This window comes from Streptomyces mobaraensis NBRC 13819 = DSM 40847, from assembly GCF_017916255.1.
Taxonomy (GTDB): domain Bacteria; phylum Actinomycetota; class Actinomycetes; order Streptomycetales; family Streptomycetaceae; genus Streptomyces; species Streptomyces mobaraensis.
In genome coordinates this window covers 3,167,092-3,186,000 of record NZ_CP072827.1, presented here as the reverse complement: position 1 = coordinate 3,186,000, position 18,909 = coordinate 3,167,092, and the positions used below count along the sequence as shown (strand labels likewise).

Annotated in this window: 15 protein-coding genes and 1 tRNA gene; 3 read left to right on the top strand and 13 right to left on the bottom strand. The window is 73.5% G+C overall.

Annotated features, from left to right (window positions below; all coding sequences use genetic code 11):
* Nucleotides 1-94: 94 nt before the first annotated feature.
* Nucleotides 95-745 (bottom strand): polysaccharide deacetylase family protein, encoded by a 651-nt coding sequence (locus tag J7W19_RS13325; protein WP_233478266.1) that lies wholly within the window; start codon nucleotides 743-745, stop codon nucleotides 95-97.
* Nucleotides 746-1,064: 319 nt separating this feature from the next.
* Between J7W19_RS13325 and J7W19_RS13320 the strand changes: the two genes are divergently transcribed.
* Complete coding sequence (locus tag J7W19_RS13320) at nucleotides 1,065-1,778, top strand: hypothetical protein (protein WP_004954360.1); 714 nt, start codon at nucleotides 1,065-1,067, stop codon at nucleotides 1,776-1,778.
* Between the two features lie 118 nt (nucleotides 1,779-1,896).
* On the opposite strand, the gene J7W19_RS13315 is transcribed toward J7W19_RS13320, so the two are convergent.
* The 11 genes from J7W19_RS13315 to J7W19_RS13265 form a co-directional block, all read right to left on the bottom strand.
* Nucleotides 1,897-1,972: transfer RNA gene (locus tag J7W19_RS13315), tRNA-Arg, on the bottom strand.
* Nucleotides 1,973-2,050: 78 nt separating this feature from the next.
* Nucleotides 2,051-2,839 carry a thioesterase family protein gene (locus J7W19_RS13310; protein ID WP_004954361.1) on the bottom strand — a complete coding sequence of 263 codons (789 nt, stop codon included), beginning with the start codon at nucleotides 2,837-2,839 and terminating at the stop codon, nucleotides 2,051-2,053.
* A gap of 280 nt (nucleotides 2,840-3,119) precedes the next feature.
* Nucleotides 3,120-4,334 (bottom strand): IS110 family RNA-guided transposase, encoded by a 1,215-nt coding sequence (locus J7W19_RS13305; RefSeq protein WP_004956465.1) that lies wholly within the window; start codon nucleotides 4,332-4,334, stop codon nucleotides 3,120-3,122.
* A gap of 305 nt (nucleotides 4,335-4,639) precedes the next feature.
* A complete protein-coding gene (locus tag J7W19_RS13300; RefSeq protein WP_004953724.1) occupies nucleotides 4,640-5,431 on the bottom strand; it encodes a VOC family protein in 792 nt (263 codons plus the stop codon).
* A gap of 77 nt (nucleotides 5,432-5,508) precedes the next feature.
* Nucleotides 5,509-6,894, bottom strand: a complete 1,386-nt coding sequence (locus tag J7W19_RS13295; RefSeq protein WP_233478106.1) for a hypothetical protein — start codon at nucleotides 6,892-6,894, stop codon at nucleotides 5,509-5,511.
* Nucleotides 6,895-6,911: 17 nt separating this feature from the next.
* Nucleotides 6,912-8,039, bottom strand: coding sequence for an NAD(P)/FAD-dependent oxidoreductase (locus J7W19_RS13290; protein WP_004953728.1), 1,128 nt, complete (start codon nucleotides 8,037-8,039; stop codon nucleotides 6,912-6,914).
* Entirely contained in the window at nucleotides 8,036-9,478 is a 1,443-nt protein-coding gene (locus J7W19_RS13285; protein ID WP_004953731.1) for a SidA/IucD/PvdA family monooxygenase, read from the bottom strand. The genes J7W19_RS13290 and J7W19_RS13285 overlap by 4 nt, the downstream gene beginning before the upstream one ends.
* Before the next feature lie 78 nt (nucleotides 9,479-9,556).
* Entirely contained in the window at nucleotides 9,557-9,919 is a 363-nt protein-coding gene (panD, locus tag J7W19_RS13280) for an aspartate 1-decarboxylase (protein WP_004953733.1), read from the bottom strand.
* Nucleotides 9,920-10,020: 101 nt separating this feature from the next.
* Nucleotides 10,021-11,580 (bottom strand): class I tRNA ligase family protein, encoded by a 1,560-nt coding sequence (locus J7W19_RS13275; RefSeq protein ID WP_004953735.1) that lies wholly within the window; start codon nucleotides 11,578-11,580, stop codon nucleotides 10,021-10,023.
* Nucleotides 11,573-11,965 carry a cupin domain-containing protein gene (locus J7W19_RS13270; protein ID WP_004953738.1) on the bottom strand — a complete coding sequence of 131 codons (393 nt, stop codon included), beginning with the start codon at nucleotides 11,963-11,965 and terminating at the stop codon, nucleotides 11,573-11,575. Before J7W19_RS13270 ends, J7W19_RS13275 begins: the two co-directional genes overlap by 8 nt.
* 1,178 nt (nucleotides 11,966-13,143) lie before the next feature.
* Nucleotides 13,144-14,598, bottom strand: coding sequence for an MFS transporter (locus tag J7W19_RS13265; RefSeq protein ID WP_004953743.1), 1,455 nt, complete (start codon nucleotides 14,596-14,598; stop codon nucleotides 13,144-13,146).
* Nucleotides 14,599-14,668: 70 nt separating this feature from the next.
* On the opposite strand from J7W19_RS13265, the gene J7W19_RS13260 reads away from it, so the two are divergent.
* The gene (locus tag J7W19_RS13260; RefSeq protein ID WP_040892375.1) at nucleotides 14,669-15,664 is read left to right on the top strand and encodes a helix-turn-helix domain-containing protein; all 996 of its coding nucleotides are present in this window, start codon (nucleotides 14,669-14,671) and stop codon (nucleotides 15,662-15,664) included.
* A gap of 37 nt (nucleotides 15,665-15,701) precedes the next feature.
* Here the strand turns inward: J7W19_RS13260 and J7W19_RS13255 are convergent, their stop codons facing one another.
* Nucleotides 15,702-16,178, bottom strand: a complete 477-nt coding sequence (locus J7W19_RS13255) for a GNAT family N-acetyltransferase (RefSeq protein WP_233478105.1) — start codon at nucleotides 16,176-16,178, stop codon at nucleotides 15,702-15,704.
* Between the two features lie 171 nt (nucleotides 16,179-16,349).
* Between J7W19_RS13255 and J7W19_RS13250 the strand changes: the two genes are divergently transcribed.
* On the top strand, nucleotides 16,350-18,704 hold the full coding sequence (locus J7W19_RS13250) for a tetratricopeptide repeat protein (RefSeq protein WP_004953752.1): 2,355 nt from the start codon (nucleotides 16,350-16,352) through the stop codon (nucleotides 18,702-18,704).
* Nucleotides 18,705-18,909: the final 205 nt, after the last annotated feature.

Below are 18,909 nucleotides of genomic sequence, written 5' to 3'. Positions count from 1 at the left end.
GCCTGTTCCCGCTCTCGCCGCCGGCCGCCCGGCCGCCGACTGGCCCGATCGCCGGCCGACAGGGCTGGCTCGCCTCCGCCCGGACCGCGGTTCTCTACCGCCTCCTACTGTTCGCTACCGGAGCGGGCCCCCCAACCCGGCCGCCGAGCAACCCGTCGAGTGAGAGAAACCCGTACCCGCGATCACTGATGGCCTGGATGAGCTCGGGCAGCGCCGCCGCGTCCACGGTGGACGGATCGGCGGAGCTCGTCCGCCCGACGTGCATCAGCACGATGGCGCCGGGGACCAGGGCGTCGAGCACCCGCCCGACGACCCGCTCCGTCGTGATGCCTCCGCCGGCGCCCTTCCACCCCAAGGTGTCCACGGTCCAGCGGACGCAGGTGTATCCCTCGGCGTTCACATCGGCGACGCACTCCCGGTTCACCTCGCCGAAGGGGAAGCGGAACAGTCGCACCGGGGGCCGGCCGACCGCCCGTTCCACGGCCGCCGCGGCCGACCGCACCTCCTCCACCCGCTGTTCCCGGGTGAGGCCCGGGAAGGCGGGGTGGGTCATGGAGTGGTTGCCGACGGGGTACGCGCGGGCGATCCGGCGCGCGGCGTCGCCATGGACGGAGGCGAACCGCCCGGTCATGAAGAACGTGGCGGCGACTCCCCATGCCCCCAGCACCCCCAGCACCTCGTCGACACCTTGGTCCCCGCCCCCGCAGTCGAAGGTGAGGGCGACCTCCCGCTCCCGGGTGGGCACAACGGTCAAGTCCCGTCCGTCGAACACCCGCCCATCACCCCGAGCCACCCGGCCCCGCCCGAGAACCCCCACCCCGACCGCCCCCGAGACGACCGCCCCCGAGACGACCCGCAACAACGCCCGCCGCCCGACTTCCCCACCCAAGCGCCTGCCCTCCCGACAGAGTCCGCGAAAAGACCCACTCTGCCGCCTGGCCGCGACTCACCGGCCGCTCACCCTACCCCTGTGCACACGAAGTTGACGTCCCAAAGCCCGCGATGGCCGCCCGATGCGCAACTCGCGATACTGAGGAGCCGGGATGCCACGGAGGGGGAGACCGATGCGATCGGTGCTGGAGAACATAGCCATCGGCTTGGTGACGAGCGTCCTCGGAGGCGCCTTCGTATGGCTGTGGGAGCGGGCCAAACGGACGCGCGAGGTCAACAGAAGAGCCCGCTTCTTCGGCGTCCGACCCGGTCAGACGTGCCTCGTCGTGCTGGGCGACAAGTACAACGCCCCCAAGACGACCGCCTACCCCGACACCCGCGCGGCCGTAGAACTGGCCCTGCTGGCAGGTGAGCTGGGCTGCGAGGTCCTCGTCGAATCGGGCAACTTCCGCGGCGGCAACGGCGACCGCACCGAGTTCTGCGTAGGCGGCCCCTCAGGCGGCGCCAACCCCCGCACCGGAGGCCACCTCACGGCCCACCTCCCCGGGGTCACCCTCCACCCCTACGACACCGCGGACGCCGACTCGATCGCCATAGAAGTCGACGGCGAGAAGTACCTCTACGACCGCGGCAACCGCGAACACGTCCTGGTCGCCAAGTTCACCCCCACGGAGTCCACCAGCCCGGTCTTCCTCGTCTGCGGCCAAAGCGCCCTCTCCAACCTGGCCGCCATCCACTACCTCCGCCGAGAATTCGCAACAGTGACCAAGCGCATCCGGGCCGTGGATCGCTTCTGCATCCTCATCAGCGTCTCGGACATCAACACTTACGACCACCACCGCGCCACACTGGAACGCGACGTAACAACCGCCGCCTTCACCGTTTGAAGGCCCCACCCCGAAGGCCCACCGGTCAGCCGGCGCCTGTCGTGCTCATGGCATAGCCGGACCGCTCCCCAGCGCATACGAAAGGCCCCGTTCCGTGATCGGTCCGGGGTCTTCGCGCTGGTGCCCCCGGGCAGATTCGAACTGCCGACACCCGCTTTAGGAGAGCGGTGCTCTATCCCCTGAGCTACGGAGGCGCGGCCGTCCGTGGAGGGGCGGCCGAGGACAGGTTAGCGGATGGTAGGGGATCCGTGCTGGGCGGCGGGGGTGGGTGGTCAGCGGGGGGCGATGAGGAGGGTCTGGAGGATTCTGCCGCAGTTGCCCGAGGTGTCGTCCAGGCGGCCTTCGGCCAGACCCGAGCCGGCGGGGGTGGCGGCGGTCGACGAGGTCAGGCAGAGCCATTCGCCGACCGGGTCGCGGTGCAGGGCGAGGGTGATGTCGGTGTTGATCACCAGGCCGTTGACGTGGTCGAGTTCGAAGCCCACGGCCCAGTTGCTGTCGGCCAGGGTCAGGGCGCGGGTCAGCGGGGTGTCCTCCTCGCCCGCGACCAGCGGGATGCGCTGGCGGGCCCAGGCCACGCCGGGGCCGGGGGTGTCGAAGCCGCCGCCGGACGCGAAGCGCCACTCCATCGCCGAGACGTAACCGTCCGTGTACGCGCCCTTGAAGCCGTGCTCCGGCTGGGGCTGCGGCAGGGCGGGCGGGGGTGGGTCGTGGCGCAGGGCCGGGGTGTCCGGTGGGGCGGCCGCGGTGCGCCAGGCCCGGGCCAGCATGACCGGTCGGCCGTTCGCGGTGATCTCGCCTTCGAGGAGTTCCGTGCGGCGGCCGCCGCGGATCGTGCGGACGCGGACCAGCAGGTCGCCCACCGGTACCGGAGCCGGGATCTCCAGCGTCACGCGGGCCACCCGGAAGCCCTCCCGGGGTTCGTGCCGTTCCAGCGCCCGTCCCAGCAGGGCGGACGGCGGGCCCGCGTGCTGCGCCTCCGGGCTCCATGGGCCCGCGGTGGCGGGTGTGCTCTCGTAGCGGCCGTCCCCCGCGTCCCGGTAGAAGGACTCATCCGGTGCCATCGGCTTGGCTCTCCCCTCTGCCCCATTCCTGCGGCGATGTGCGTACGGTCTCAGGTGGCGTCCGGGTGGTGCGTGGCGGGGGGGGTGCCCCTATCTGTTTCGTCAACCCTGGCGGGGCTGGTTCGTAGGGGTTCGTGCTGGTTTTCGGGAACGTCCCGCGAAGCGGGATGTTCCCGGCGGCTCGGGTGCGGTGCGGGCAGGGCGGTGGCCGGCGTGGCGGGGGTGGCCGTGCCGGTGACGGGATGGAGCGGGCTGGAAGAGGCAGGGGGTGGGGTGGGTGTCAGGCAGCGAGGTCGAGGGCGCGGGGTTCGTAGAGGGTGCCGTTGCGGATCATCGCGTGGATGACGTTCACGCGTTGCCGGGCCAGGCGGAGGATCGCCTGGGTGTGAGTCTTGCCGCGGGTTCGCTGGCGGTCGTAGTAGATCCGCGAGGACGGGTCGCTCTTGCAGCCGGTCGCGGCGAACGCGGCCTGGAACAGGGCGCGTTTGAGGAGCCGGTTGCCGCGGTGGGGAGCGTGCTCGCCGCGGATGGAGGTGCCCGAGGACTTCGTTGCGGGGGCGAGTCCGGCGTAGGAGGCGAGGTGTCCGGCGGTGGGGAAGCCGGTGCCGTCACCGATCGCGACGATCACCGCGGCGGTGGTCCTGACGCCCATGCCGGGCAGGGACGTCAGGAGGTGGAAAAGAGGGAGGGCCTCCAGCAGGGCGGCGATCTCCTGCTCGGTGGCCTGTCGCTGGGTGTGGGCGGCGGCGAGCTGAGCGGCCAGGCCCGGAACGATCAGCGCGGACGCCTCGGTGCCGGGAACGACGAGAGTCTGCTCGGCCAGCGCGTCGGAGATCTCCCCGGCCAGCTGCTTCGCCTTGCGCGAGCCGTGCGCTTTGAGCAGGGCCTCGCAGCGGGCCCGGCCGAGTCTCTTCAGCTTCGCCGGGGAGCCGTGCCGGGCCAGGAGGGCTTGGACGTAGGGGTAGGCCAGGCGCGGGCCGAGCACGCGTTCCAGGGAGGGGTGGATCTGGGAGAGCAGGCCGCGCAGCCGGTTGGTGGTGCGGTTCACCTCGCCGGCCAGGTCGTTGTCGTAGCCGGTGAGCATGGTCAGCTCGGCCAGTACCTCGTCGTCACGGTCCACCGCGCGCAAGGTGTGCGGCATGGTCCGGGCGGTCTCGGCGATCACGAACGCGTCGCGGGCGTCTGTCTTGGCCTCACCGGGATGCAGGTCGGCGGCCCGCCGCATCGACAGTCCCGGCAGGTAGGCCACCCGGCACCCGCTCGCGCGGGCCACCGTCAGCGGCAGCGCGCCGATGTTGGCGACCTGGTCCACGATCACCAGGACGGTACCGAACTTCGCCACCAGCTTGGTGAACAGCTCCAGCAGTTTCGGCTCGGTGTTGGGCAGCCGCTTGTCGTGCACGGTCCTGCCGTCCCCGGTCCGGCCGTGGGCGTGGTGGAACTCCTTGCCCAGGTCCAGGCCGAGGAAGAGATCTGTCGCGGTCGTGTCGACCATGTGCGCGTGCCCCTCGCCACTCGTCTCCCCAACTCCCGGCCGTCCCTGCGGCACCACACGCCGGCAACCACGTTACGCAGACATGCCACCCGTGAAGCGGTCCGGCATTGCGCCGAACCAGAGTGGTCGTCAGGCCCCTCATCAGCGGTCAAGCGGTGCCCCGAAGCCCGGCGGCAACACCCCCCAGGTCATGTACTTCGACAGGGGGCACACAGCCATACCGAGCCCGGGGGCCAGGCGCCCCGTTGCGGGGCCACGGAAAAGGTAACGGGGCGGAATTCAGGCGTCCGGCATGGGTGGTGCGGTTAGTGGGACGGGGTTCTCAGCTCGGCCCTGGTTCCGTCCGGCAGTGTCAGGATGGCGGGGGCTCCCGGCGGGCCCTCGGGAGACCCGGCCGTTCCCGTCAGTTCCGCTACGTCCTCCGGTGACCGTGCCAGCAAGGCGAAGGCGATCGGTTCCGTATCCGCCGCGGTCGTCAGCAGCAGGTTGCCCACGATCGCCGCGCCCTCGGGAGCCTCCGCTTCCGCCTCCGTTTCCAGCGCCGTCCGGTAGAAGCGGACGGCCTCGTCCAGCCCGCCCTCGGGTACCGCGTGCCGGGCCAGCAGCCGTACGCCCGTGTCCGTCGCCTCGCGGACGGCGATCCCCGGGCGCGGGAGGGGGCGTTCGCCGGGCTGCGGGCGGTGTTCGACCAGCTCGGCGAGGGATCCGTCCGGGTAGCGGACCCGGGCCCGTGAACCCGGCTTGATCACCTCGACCGGCTCCAGCACCTCCGTCCCCGTCCGCTTCAGCAGCCGCAGCTGGCCGGCCAGGGACGGCACGATGAGCGAGTACGCCGTCCGCCGCTGCACGGGCGTGAAGGGGCGCTCGCTCGCGATCAGGAGCACGTTGCCCACGGCGGCCAGTTCCAGACCGCCGAAGTCCGGGATCGGCATGCGCAGGTCGGCGGGGGTGCCGAGGAGGCGCTCGTAGAACGCGATCCGGTCGTCCAGGTCCGCCAGGTCGATCAGCAGCCTCGCGAGGAGCCGGGGCCGGTCGAGGGAGGACGAGTCCGGGCGGGTGCGGAACCAGCGGTCCGCCGCCGGGGTCCGTGCCGTCACGCTTTCCGTGGTGCTGCTTTCCGGTTGTGCCTCGGCCCGCGTCAAGTTCCTTACTCCCACTCGTGGTTCGTTTGCACTCATTCCGACCACCACTCCCGGGCCCGCAGCCCCCACGCCGCGAACTCCTCGGCCGCCAGCTCGCGCAGCGACCGGGCGTCGCCGAAGTGGTCGGGGATCGCCGTCACGGTCACGGTCAGCCGTTCGCCGACGCGTACCGCGCACAACGACACCCGCAGACCCGCCCGTTCGGGTACCAGGCCGGGCACGTTCATCGTGCGCAGGGCCACGCCGTCGGCCCGCAGGCCCGCGAAACGGCGCACGCCGTCCGGCAGCGTGCCGAAGTTGGACGCGACGACGTCGGTCGCCTGGGCGCCGGGCGCCTTGAGCCGGTCGGCGTACCGGCGCGGCAGCAGGTGCCACAGCGGCTCGGGCACCAGCGTGGCGCTGTGCTCGCCCGTCCCGTCGAGCGCGGCCTTGGTGCTCCGGCGCGTCGGCCCCAGGTCCGTCCGGCGGACCGGGCCCGCCGGTACGGACAGCGGGACGACGACGAGGGCGTTGGCGCGCGCGTCGGCGGCCGTGCGCCGCAGGCTCACCGGGACGCCGACCCGGATCCCGGCGCGGTCGCCGAGCGGTACGCGGGCGCGGACGAGGTTGGCGGCGATCTCGACGAACAGGCTGTTGGCCGTGCCGCCGCGGGCCCGGGCCCGTTCCTCCCACTCCGCGGCGTCGAAGTCGAACACCGCGGTGGAGAAGAACCGCGGCTCGGACGCCGGCGGTTTCGGCGCCGGCCGCAGGGCCGCCGCCAGCTCCGCGCGGGCCCGCCGGTCCGGGAGCGTCCGTGCCGCCCAGCCCGCCGTCGCGGTCACGGCGCGGGTCACCTGCCGTACGGCGTCGGCGAGGTCGCCGTCGGCCGTCCCCGCGAGCGGTCCCCGGCGGCGGCCGGGCGGCGGCCCGTCCTCCGTGAGGGCCGTGAAGATCCCCATCCCGTCCGCGCGGAAGTGCGGAACCGTGAGCGACACGAGCGCGCCCCGGCCGTACGGCGCCGACGCCAGCCGCCAGAGGGCCCTCGAGCCCGCCGGGAGAGGGGCGCGAACCTGCTCGTCGATCCACTCCCACGCCGTGTCGTCGGTCAGAGGTGTCGAGTACGCGCGCGGGGGCTCCGCGTTGTGCGCGGGCACCCACGCACGGCGGGCGCCGGGGACGCGGGCCGCGACCGGGCGGCGGCTGAGCCGGCCCCGGTCCAGCCGCTCCCACTCCGCGCGCAGGGCCGCCGGCGGTACCGGCTCCGGGAGGCGCCACAGGACCTGCACGATCCGGGACGAGCCGAGGGCCCGCTCGGCGCGGTACAGCATCTCGTCGGTGGGGTTGAGCCGGGCGGACGGGGGAGGGGCGGTGGTACGACGGGTGGTGCGGGCCGTCCCGGCCGGGCGGGGCGGGCCCACCCGGAGATCGCCTGCTTGCACCTGACCGGCGTCCCCCCTCACGCGATCACCTCCCCGATCCGATCCGCCGCGTACCGCCCGGCCGCGGGCGCCTTCTTGAAGCCGCCGCCGTTCCAGCCGACCGCCGTGACCAGACCCCGCGGCTCCGGCCAGACCGTCACCGCGCCCTCGCCCTCCGGCGCCAGGGCGTCGAAGGCGGTGACGCCGCCGACGACGTCCGCGTCGCCGAGCGCGGGGCAGCGGTACCGCGCGACCTCGCGGACGCGCTTCGCCTCCGTGTCCGGCACGCCCTGGGTGATCACCGGCGGCACGTCGCACTCCCGGGACGGCACCCCGGCCAGCACGGCGGAGCCGTCGTCCCAGCGGCGCAGCCAGCCGCCGGTCGTGGTGTCGAGCACGGCCGGGAGCACGCCCGGGACGGGAACGCGCGGCGCGAAGACGCAGAAGCTCACGGACCGGGTGCGCAGCGGGAGTTCGACGCCCGCCGTACGGGCCAGGGCGGTGCTGCCGACCCCCGCGGCCAGCAGCACGGCCCCGGCCGCGACGAAGCCGTCGGTGGTGCGGACGCCGGTCACCCGGGCCCGCGCGGTGGTGATCTCCAGCGCCCGGGCGCGGAGCACGGTGACCGTGTCCGCGTCCCGGAGCATCGCCTCGGCCACGGCCCGCGCCGGCAGCCAGCCGGCGCGGGGTTCGTGGACGCCGATCATCCCCTCGGGCGGGGCCAGGCCGGGGAAGGCCGCGGCGATCTCCCGCGCGTCGAGGACCTCCGCCGGGAAGCCGGCGGCCCGTACCCGTTCGGCGCCCGCCGCGGCCCGCCCGGCGGCGTCCGCGGCGAACAGGGTGAGGCTGCCGTGCTCCCGGACGGCCGGCCAGCGGCCGTGGCCGCCCCGCCGCAGGTAGCGTCCGAGGCCCTCCGCCGCCCATTCCGAAGCGGCGGAGGGGGCGTCGACGCCGGCCGACGCCGGATCGAGCGCCCGGACCAGTCCGCCGGACGCGCCGGTGACGCCGCCCGCCACGCCGCGGTCGTCGATGACGATCACGGAGTGGCCCCGGGCGGTGAGGCGTTCGGCGGTGGCCAGGCCGATGACGCCGGCGCCGACCACGGCGACGTCGGCGGTGGCGTCCGTGGTGGCGCGTCCACCGGTGGCGGTGACGGGAGTCGTCACCGGAGGGCCTCGTCAACGACGAGGTCCCCGATGTCCCCGATGCCGTGGTCCGGGACGAGCGCGCCCGACCCCAGCACCCGGTCCGGCGTCCGGTCCGGCTGAAGCGCCCGGTCCGAACCCAGGACCCCGTCCGGCCCCAACACCCCCTCCGGCTCCGGCATCAGCGATTCCGCGATGTCCGTGGACCGCGCGGAGAGCACCGCCAGCGCCCCCGCGTCGCCCATGCCGTGGCTCGCCTCGCACAGCCCGTTGAGGTAGAGGCGCAGCGGCCGTGAGCCGTACGCGCGCCGGGCGACCGGGACCGAGTAGTCGCGGGCCACGGCGGGGATGCCCTCCTCGGTCAGCGCGAGCCGGTCGGCCACGTCCGCCAGCAGCGGGTGGTAGGGCTCGTCGTCGGGGCCGAGGCCGAAGTCCCGGAAGCCCGTCGCCAGGACGACGACGTCGGCGTCGTACACGCTGCGCGTGTCGTTGTTGACGTCGCGGACGACGAGCCGGTGCACGCCGCCGCTTCCGTGCGGGGCCACCTCGGACACCTCGGAGAACGGCATCAGCCGCAGCCGGTCGGAGCCCTTCAGCGCGTACTCGTGCTGGACGGTCGCCAGCCGGTCGATGACGTCCTGGTCGCACGCCGCGTAGTTGATCGACCGCAGCTCCGCGCGGATCCGCCGCTTGGTCTCGGCGGGGAGCGGATAGAAGTAGTCGATGAACTCCGGCAGGAAGACGCGGCGGCTGTACGGGCTGGTGTCCTTCAGCCGGAAGCCGATGCCCCGCTGGACGGACACCACCTGCGCGACGTCGTCCCGGCCGAGCAGGTCGAGGACGATCTCGATGGCGCTCTGGCTGCCGCCGACGACCGCGACCCGCAGGGCGCGCCCGCGCAGCCGGCGGAGCGAACTCAGGTAGCGGGTGGCGTGGAAGACCGTCGGCCCCAGGCTCCGGCGGAACACCGGGGGGATCCGCGGTGAGCGGCCGGTGCCGATGACGACCGTCTCGCCCAGGTACTCCCGGCCGTCGTCGGTCTCCAGCCGGAACACCTCGCCGTCCGCCGTGTCGGCCACGGTCAGCCGGGTCGCCGACCGCCCGTAGTCGACCGCGTCGCGGAAGGAGTCGGCGACCCAGCGCAGGTAGCCGGCGTACTCGCGGCGCAGCGGGAACTTGGCGTTCAGGTGCAGGTAGTCGGTCAACCGGCCCTGTGAGGCGAGGTAGTTGACGAAGGTGTAGGCGCTGCCGGTGTTGCGCGGCATGGTCAGGTCGCGGAACGGGTTGTTCTGGATGTCCGCGCCGTCGATCAGCTGCTCGTCCTGCCACTGGAAGTCCGCGGCCCGTTCGACGAACCGGGACCGGCCGGTGTAGCCGAGTTCCTCCAGGGTCACGGCGAGGGACAGGTTGGCCGGGCCGAAACCGATGCCCAGCACCGAATGGATCTCGTGCTCCGTCATGGCTCGTACCTTCTGGTCAGGTCGTACGTAACGCGCCGGCGAGGCGCCGTGCGGAGAGGGGGAAGCGGCGCGCGCGGCTCATACCGTGACCGTCTCGAGGATCTTGTTGCTCTCGTCCACGTGCACGACGCGCGGCTTGTGCTCGGCCACCTCTTCGTCGGTGAGCTGGCCGTAGGCGATGATGATCACCTTGTCGGCGGGCTGCACCAGGCGGGCGGCGGCGCCGTTGACGATGACCTCGTTGGCACCCGGGGCGCCCAGGATGGTGTACGTCTCGAAGCGCGCGCCGTTGTTGATGTTGACGACGTGGACCAGCTCGTGGACGCCGATGTCGGCGGCGTCGAGCAGCTCCGGCGAGATGGTGATCGAACCGACGTAGTTGAGGTTGCTGTCGGTGATGGTGGCGCGGTGGATCTTCGAACGCATGAAGGTGCGCAGCATGATGACGTTCTCCTTGGTGAGTGAGGTGGTGAAGTCGAGCGCTTCTTAAGGAGGTCGAACGATGTGTGCGGAGGCGGTGCCAGGGGACGCGCGGGCCGTCGTCACACGGACAGCGCGCGGAACTCCCCGGCCGGCGGCTCGGCGGCGTCCCGCAGCAGCGGGATGCCGGTGGCGTCGGCGCCGAACGCCGCGGCCACGGCCCCGGCCAGGTCGGGGGTGACCGGCCAGGCGAGCGTGCGCAGCGTCCACAGGAACAGGAGGGCGCCGGAGACGTCGCTCGCGTCGTCGGCCCGGACCTGCCCGGCCCGCAGGGCCAGGACCTCCAGGTGGAGGGCGAGCGCCTCGGCGGCCTTGCGGATGCTGAAGGTCTCCAGGGTGTACGCGGCCTCGAACCGCCGCCGGGACGCCTCGATGGCGGCGGCCCACCAGGCGGACGGCGGGGCGTCGACGCTCCGGCCGGCCAGCTTCTCGCCGAGCGTCCGCGCGATGGTGGCGAGCGGGGTGTCGAAGCGGGCGCTGAGCGTGCCCTCGGCCACCTGCTCGGTGAACTCGGACTGCTGGAGCTCCGGGCTGGTCAGTGCCAGGACGAAGCGGGCGCGGTCCCGGCCGGCCTTCTCCAGGTACTCGCCCGCCCACAGCACGTCGCCCTTGCTGGTGGAGAACTTGCGTCCCTCCAGCAGGTAGTACTGGTTGGTGAGGGTGCGGGTGACGGGGAGCTCGACGGGGAGCCCGTGCCGGACCGCCAGCAGCTTGAGCGCGACGTAGACGAAGGCGTTGTAGAAGCCGTTGTCGATCCCGATGAACTGGACGAACTCGTCGCAGCCGGCCCGGCCGCGCTCGCGGACGCGCTGCGGCCAGTGGAGGTGGCCGACGTAGATCTCCGGCCAGGCGTTGATCGCCTGCGGGGGCGCGTCCGGACCGTCCCAGTCCACCTGGATGCCCCAGGTGGAGGGGTAGGTGATGGGGATGTACGGCAGCCGTCCGGCGAGCGTCAGGTCGACGACCTTCTGGAGGTCGGGCCGGAGCGGGACGTCGGAGACCCGGTACCAGTGGGTGAGGAGGGAGCGGTAGCGCTCCAGGTCGAGTACCCAGATGGAGACCGGGCGGGTCGGCAGCGCGGTCTCGGCGTCGCTCGCGAGCAGGGCGCCCGGCAGGTTGTACAGGCCGCAGGCCTCGCAGACGCCCGCCCGGGCGTGGGCCAGGCAGGTCGGGCAGCGGCCGGTGACGAACGCCTCGGCGCGGTACTCGTCCGCCTCGGCGTCGTACGGGAGGTGCACCTCGCGCCGGTCGAAGGCGCCGTGCTTCCACAGGTGGGTGAAGAAGTCGCGGACGAACGTCGTGTAGCGCTCGTCGGGCCGTTCGTAGAGGTCGACCTCGACACCCGCGAGCTCCAGGGACCGCCGGGTGCTGTCCAGGGCCTGCCGGATCAGTTCCTCGGGGGTCACGCCCACCCGCTGGGCGGTGGTGACCACGTAGGTCTGGTTGTCGTCGGTGCTGCACGCGTACACCACGTCGTTGCCCAGGATCTTCTGGGAGCGCGCGCAGACGTCGCTGCCCAGCACCGGGCCGGCGAGGTGGCCGAGGTGTAAGTCCCCGTTGGGCGTGGGCGGGGAGAAGCTGACGTTGACGCGGCGCACGGCGCCGTCCGCTCGCTCAGCCACGGGCCGGCTCCTGAGTCTGGGCCTGGGCCTGGGGCTCGGGGGTGGGCTGCCCGGTGGGCTGCGGCCAGTAGATGCTGACGAAGGTGAGCAGGGTGTCGTCGCTGGTGTTGGTGACGACGTGGTCGTTGCCGTGCGGGATGTAGATCACGTCGCCCACGGTGACGTCGCGCTGCTCGTCGCCCACCCGGACCGTGCCGGAGCCGCCCGTGAAGATGAACGTCTCGTCCGTGGCGTGCTGGTGCTTGGTGCTGGACTCGTGCGGGTGGACGCTGCACAGGGTGCTGTTCCACGGCGGCACGACGACGCCGTCCCACGGGTAGAGCTGGCGGACGTCGATGTTGTTCTTGCGCACATAGCCGTCCTCGGCCGTGGTGCGTACGTACATGATGGGGAATCCCTTTCCTGGTGGCGGGCCGCCCTGGTGTGCGCGGGCGGCGACGGGCGCGCCGGAATGCCGAGGGATGCCGTCCGGGGTGCTGCCGGCAAAGGGGCGCCGGAAAGCACCGGGAAAGCCTGGGGGAGGCTCCGGTGAAATCCTCGGTAATCCGTGGTGGCGCAGGCTGGGTAAGCCGCGGATAAACTCCGCGGTATAGCGGTGTATCCGGGAAGAGGGTGTGGGTGGGAGTGTCGCCGTCGAGGCGGCCGGTGGCCGTCGATCGGGAATCCGGTGGCGGGCAGCAGAAAGCGCACTTCGCCGGAGCCGGTGAAAGGTGGGGGTGGGGTGATGGTGAGGTGGGGCCGGGCGGCGTCGTCGCGGTGCCATGCGATGCGCGATGGCGTGCGGACGGTCTCCCGGGAGCCGGGAGGCCCTGCCGAACGGGGATGCCCTACGGAACGGGTGCCCTACGGAACCGGGCGGCCGTCCGCCCGTCGGGCGGCGCTCGCGGCGTGGCCGCGGCCATGATCGCCGCGCTGCTGCTCGTCGCCGCGGTCGCTACCGCGCGTCGGACGCCGAAGTGGGGCAGGACGGGCGGCGGCAAGCCGTCGGCCCTGCCGGCCGAGGTCGCGTCGTGTCAGGCCTCAATAATCAATCCCCCCGTAGCTGGCACGGTTCCCGGCTTCCCGGCGTGAAAGCCGGAGAGCCGTCCACCGCGTCCGTCCGCGTGTGAACTTCTGTCCTGAGGACGATCCCAATCCTCCATGAAGGCGCTTGAAGGGTCAACCCTGAACAGGCGTTAACGTCCGCATATTTGGAATTCACCGGCGTCACCTGCGGGAATGCTGGTTGGAATTCTGCATTCCGGTATCCGGTGTGTAAGGAAACTATGTAAACGTGGTGCGCGCCACACGGAAGCGGAGCGTATGGATATCGGCCACCGTGGCGCACGGCCGGGGGTGCGTTCCGGTGTGGATGAAAGGCCCCCGGAAACTCCTGTGCCCGCCGGGTGGCGGGCACAGGAGCCGGGGGTCGGAAGGCCGGGTCGGCGGGACGGGGGCGACGGGGGTTCGCGTTCCCGTCCGGCGCCGGCCCGGCCGGCTGGAGGGGGTGGGTCCGGATTCATGCGGATCGGAACAGGCTGAATCCGATCGCATCTGACCGGACTGGGACCGGAATCGATCGGGTCAGGCCGGGCTGTCCTCCGGCTGCGGTGCGACGGGCGTCGGGCCGGCCGGGGTGGACGAAGCGGCAGAAGAAGCGGCCGAAGTAGCCGGGGCGGTAGGGGATTCCGGGGCAACCGGGGCGCTCGTGACGGGGACCGACGCCACGGCCTCCGTCCCAACCGGCGCCTCACCAGCCGCAGTTGCCCCGACGCCGGCGGCGGCCGTCGCCACCCCGCGCCCACCCCCACGCGCCGCCCGCAGCGTGACGTACACCAGCGTCAGCACCGCCAACCCGGCGGCGCAGCACAGCAGTACGCTCGCCCGGACGGAGTCCTGCAGCGCCGCCAGGACGAACGGCGCGGCGAAACCGATGTACGAGAGCGCCTGGTAGACGGCGGTCAGCCCGGCCAGGTCCTTCGGACCGGCCATGCGCTGCACCTCCAGCAGCCCGCACACCTGGCAGCACCCGTACCCCGCGCCGAGCACCAGCGCCGCCAGCACCACCAGTGCCGGCTGGAGCGTCTCCGCGGCGGCGGCCGAGACCAGCAGGCCGGCCACCACGATCGCCATCGAGGACGCGATCAGCCGCGGCCGCCGCGGATCGTCCATCCGGCGCGCCAGCGGCTGCACCAGGATGCCCGCGAAGCCGGTCAGGGCGGTGACGACGGCGCCGAAGACGAGCGCGTTGCCGCCGACGCGGTCCTTCACCAGGCCGGGCAGGTAGGCCAGGGCGACCGAAGCGGAGCCGAACACCCAGGGGGCCAGCGGCGCCACGACGTTGCGGAACCGCGGTTCGCGCACGGCGGGCACCCGCACCTGCCGCCACACGCTGCCCTCCCGCGAGCCGCCGCAGGTCTCGGGCGCGCCCCAGACCAGCGGGATGGAGACCAGGGCCAGGGCCAGGTGCGGCAGGTAGGCGACGGTCATGGGCGACGGCGCCCACTGGGCGAGCAGGCCCGCCACCAGGGGGCCCACGGCGAAGCCGGTGGTCATGGTGATCGTCGCCCGGCGCGGGCCCGGGTTGGCCTCCCGGGTGGAGCCCGCGAGGGACAGCTCCTTGATCCAGACGGTGCCGGAGCTGAACGCGGCACCGCTGGCGACGCCGGAGACCAGCCGGCCGGCGAACAGCAGTTCCTCCTGCGAACCGCCCGCGATCAGCAGCAGGCTGGCCAGCACCGAGACGAACAGCGCCGGCAGCATCAGCCGGCGGCGGCCGTACCGGTCCGACACGGGGCCGCCGAGCAGCAGCCCGGGGACCAGGCCGATGGCGTACAGCCCGAACGTGGCCTGCACCGTGGCGGCCGACAGGCCCAACTCCGAGCGGTACAGCAGCAGCAGCGGCGCGAACTGGTTGGCTCCCCAGCCCACCGCCGCCACCGCGACGCCGGCCCGCAGCCACGCCCGGCCGCCGATGCCGGCGGACGGCCCGGACACCGCCGCCGGGGCCGCGCGATTGGTCAACGCATGCTTGGTCATGCCCCCATGCTGGCGGCGCGCCGCCTCCGCCACGAGTGTCCGGAACGACGAGGGGCGTACAGTTACGGACATGGCTTCTGTCGCGTTGGCCGTCACCGACGGCATGCCGTTACTGGAACTCGCCGCCGCCTGCGCCATCTTCGGAACGGACCGGCCGGACCTCGTCGACTCCTGGTACGACTTCACCGTCTGCGCCCCGGCGGGCGCCCAGGTCGGGGGCTGGCTCCAGGCCGACACCCCGCACGGGCTCGACGAACTGGCGGCGGCCGACACCGTCATCGTCCCGGCCTGCCAGGACGTCGACCAGCCGCAGCCCGCCGACCTGATCGAGGCCGTCCGGGCCGCGCACGACGCGGGCGCCCGGGTGGCGTCCATCTGCACCGGGGCGTTCACCCTGGCCGCCGCCGGACTGCTCGACGGGCGCCGCGCCACCACGCACTGGCTGCACGCCGACGCGCTGGCGCGGCGCCATCCCAAGGTCGAGGTCGACCCGCGGGTGCTCTACATCGACGAGGGCTCGGTCCTCACCTCGGCCGGCCGGGCCGCCGGCATCGACCTCTGCCTGCACATGGTCCGCACCGACCACGGCACCGCGATCGCCAACGCCGTGGCGCGGAGGCTCGTCGTCGCGCCGCACCGCTCCGGCGGGCAGGCCCAGTTCATCACCGCCCCCGTACCGCCGGAGAACGGCAACCGCCTCACCGACGTGCTGGCCTGGGCGCTGGAGGAGCTGCACCGGCCGCTGACCGTCACCGACCTGGCCCGCCGGGCCCATATGAGCCCGCGCAACCTCGGCCGGCACTTCGCCGCCGTCACCGGCACCACGCCCCTCCAGTGGCTGCTGACCCAACGGCTGCACCGGGCGCAGGAGCTCCTGGAGCGCACCGACGACAGCGTCGACCGGATCGCCGCCCAGGTAGGGATGGGCAGCGGGGCGACGCTGCGCCGGCACTTCAACCGCGCGTTCGGCGTGCCCCCGGACACCTACCGGCGGACCTTCCGGGTGGACGGGCGCGGGGAGCGGGCCGCGGCCCAGGAGGCCACCGCGACCCCGCTGGCCTCCTGAAAGGCGCCCGAAGGCATGCGGCCGCGTCCGTCCGCCGTCAGCGCGGCAGTTCGATCTGGTAGCGGATGAAGCCCTTGTAGTCGGCCACCCGGTCGTACAGCCCGCGGGCCGTGGTGTTCGTCTCGTGGGTGCTCCAGTACACGCGCGAACAGCCGCGCTCCTTCGCCCAGTCGACGACGGCGGCGATCAGCGCCTCGCCCACGCCCTGCCGGCGCGCGGACGGGTCGGTGAACAGGTCCTGGAGGTAACAGACCTGTGGACCGGAGGTGTTGGGGTGGATGAAGAAGTGGGTGATCCCCACGAGCCGGCCGTCCACCCGCGCGCCGAGCGCGTGCAGCGTCGTGTCCTCCTGGAAGGCCGCCCAGGCCGTGTCGTACATCTCCTGCGGCTCGTCGCGCTCGTAGAAGTCGATGTACGCCCGGAACAGCGCCTCCCATTCCTCTCTGTCGGACGGCGCGAGCTTGCCGATGTCCACCATGCGATACCTCCGGAGCTTCGGGATGACGTCGATCACGATCCAACGGCGGGCCCGTCCACGGTAGGGGTTGTGATCGGCTTCATACGGCGCGTGCCGCACGGCGCCGCGCCGGGCGCGTGCGCGGAAGGCGTGGGACGGAGGCGGGCGCACCGATAGCGTGTCCGGGCGGATCGAACCGGTTCGTGTCGGGGAGGGCGGGGAGGGGCTGTGGACCTGGCGATCAGTGTGGAGGCCGTGCTCGGGGCGCTGGAGACGGCCGCGTCCGGGACGCTGGGCGGGGCCGCGGGGGAGATGGGCCGCCGGGCCGCCGAGGGCCTGACGCGGCTGCTCGGCCGCGGACGGCGGGCCGGGGAGGACGGCGACGGGGGCGGGCCGCCGGTCGGCGAGGACGAGCTGCGGCGGTTCGCCGAGGCCCTGCACGCCCGCGCGCGGACCGACCCCGGCTTCGCCCGGGAACTGCTCGCCTGGATGCGGGAGGCGGGAGGGCCGCGCCTCGGGACCGGGCTCCGGGGCGTGCCGCGGGTGCTGCCGGCCGCCAGCGGGGTGTTCACCGACCGGGAGCCGGTGCTCGCCGCGCTGGAGGAACTGCTCGACGGCGAAGAACCCCCGGCGGCGCACGTCGCCGTACTCACCGGACAGGGCGGCATCGGGAAGACCGCCACCGCCGTGCACTGCGCCCACCGGCTCAAGGACCGCTTCCCGGACGGGCAGTTGTTCGTCCGGCTGGGCGGCCCGGCGGCCGCGTCCGCCGCCCGGCCCGCGGAGGCGCTGTCCGTGCTCCTGGGAGACCTCGGGGTGGCGGCGGGCCGCGTCCCCGCCGACCCGCGCCGGCAGGAGAACCTCTACCGGGACCTCACCGCCGACCGCCGGCTGCTCGTCCTCCTCGACGACGCGTCCAGCGAGGCCCAGGTCAGACCGCTGATCCCGGCCACGCCCGGCTCGTTGGTGATCGTTACCAGCCGCTACCGGCTGGCCGGCCTCGCCGGTGACCCGGGGGCGCGCTTCCTCACCCTGGACCCCCTGCCGGAGGCCGACGCCGTCCTGCTGCTGGAGCGGGTGGCGGCGACGAGCGGACGGCGGAGCGAGGCGCGCGACGCGGCGCGCATGGCGGCGGTCGCGCGGGGGTGCGGCAGGGTGCCCCTGGCGCTCTGCGAGACGGGAGCGCTGGTCGCCTCCCGCGCGCACCTCAGCTGGGAGACCGTGGAACGGCGGCTCGCCGGACCCGTTCCGGGGAACCCTGAGGGGATGGACGACAGGAACGGGACGGACGCCGTCCGCCGCGCCCACGACCTGGCCTACCGCGAGCTGAGCGCCGAAGCAGCCCGGCTCTACCGGCTGTTGGGCCACTGGCCGGGGCCGGAGACCGGCGTGGCGGCCGCCGCGCGGGTGGCCGACACCACCGAGGGCGCGGCCCGCGTCCTGCTGGAGGAACTGGCGGGCGTCCACCTCCTCCAGGAGGTCGGGGAGGAGCGGTACCGCTTCCACGACCTCGTCCGCGCGGACGCCGAGCGGCGGGCCCGCGCGGAGGACGATCCCGCCGAGCTCGCCGCCTCCGTCCGGCGCGCGGCCGTCTGGTACCTGCGGTTCGCCGCCGCGGCCGACCACCGGGTGATGCCCGGCCGCTGGCACCTGGGCCCCGCCTACCAGGGCCTGACGCTTCCCGCCGACCGCGATCCGCACGACGGCCGGGCCGCCCTCGCCGCACTGCGCCGCGAGCGCGCGAACCTCGCGGCGGCCGTACGCGCCGCCGAGACGTGCCATTTCGACGACCTGGTCTGGCAGTTGTGCGAGGCCACCTGGGCGCTGCACCTGCGCCTCGGCTTCCACGACCAGTGGATCGACACCCACCGGCGCGGCGTGGCCGCCGCCCGCCGCCAGGCCCAGGAGCTCGGCGACGCACGGGCGGTGGGGCGCATGCAGGCCCAACTCGCCTTCGCGTACATGGGCCGGGGCCGGTGGGACGAGGCCGAGACGGCGCTGCACGAGGCCACCGACGCCGACCGGGCCGCCGGCCACCTCCGGGGCCAGGCCACCGCCGTCGAATCGCTGGGCCTGCTGCGCCTGCGGCAACGGCGGTGGCAGGAGGCGCGGGACTGCTTCACGACGGCCCAGGGGCTCCTGCGAAGCATCGGGGCCGGAGAGGCGGGTGCGACGGACGTCCCCCGCGGGCTGGCCCTCCTGGAGGACCACATCGGCCGCGCCCTGCGCGGCGCGGGACGGTACGCGGAGGCCGTTCGCACGCTGTACACGGCCCTGGCCCTCTTCCGGGCCCTGCCCGACCGCGACCTCTACAACGAGGGCCGCGTCTATATGAACCTCGGCGAAACCCACCTCGCCGCCGCCGACCCCGCCGCCGCCCGCCTCTGCCTCGACGAGGCCCTGGCCGTCATGGAGAGCGAAGGCGCCGAACTCCAGGAGGCGGACGCGGCCGAACTACGGGCCCGCTGCGCGGAGGACGAGGAGCGCAGGGTGTCGTTCCTGCGGCGGGCGGAGGAGTTGTACGAGCGGGGTGGGGATGCGGTGGGGTTGGCGCGGGTGCGGGAGGGGTTGGGCGGGGGGTGAGCCCCGGTCCCGCCCCTTCGCCGTTTCCTGGGGCTGCGCCCCAGACCCCCTTGTCGCGGCTTCGCCGCTCGTCCTCAAGCGCCGGACAGGCCGGATAGTGCGCCCGGGCGCCCCCTCTGGCCCGTCCGGCGCTTGAGGACAACCGCGCGGAGCGCGGTTTCGGGGGTGCGGGGGCGGAGCCCCTGCAAGAAACGGTGAATGGGGG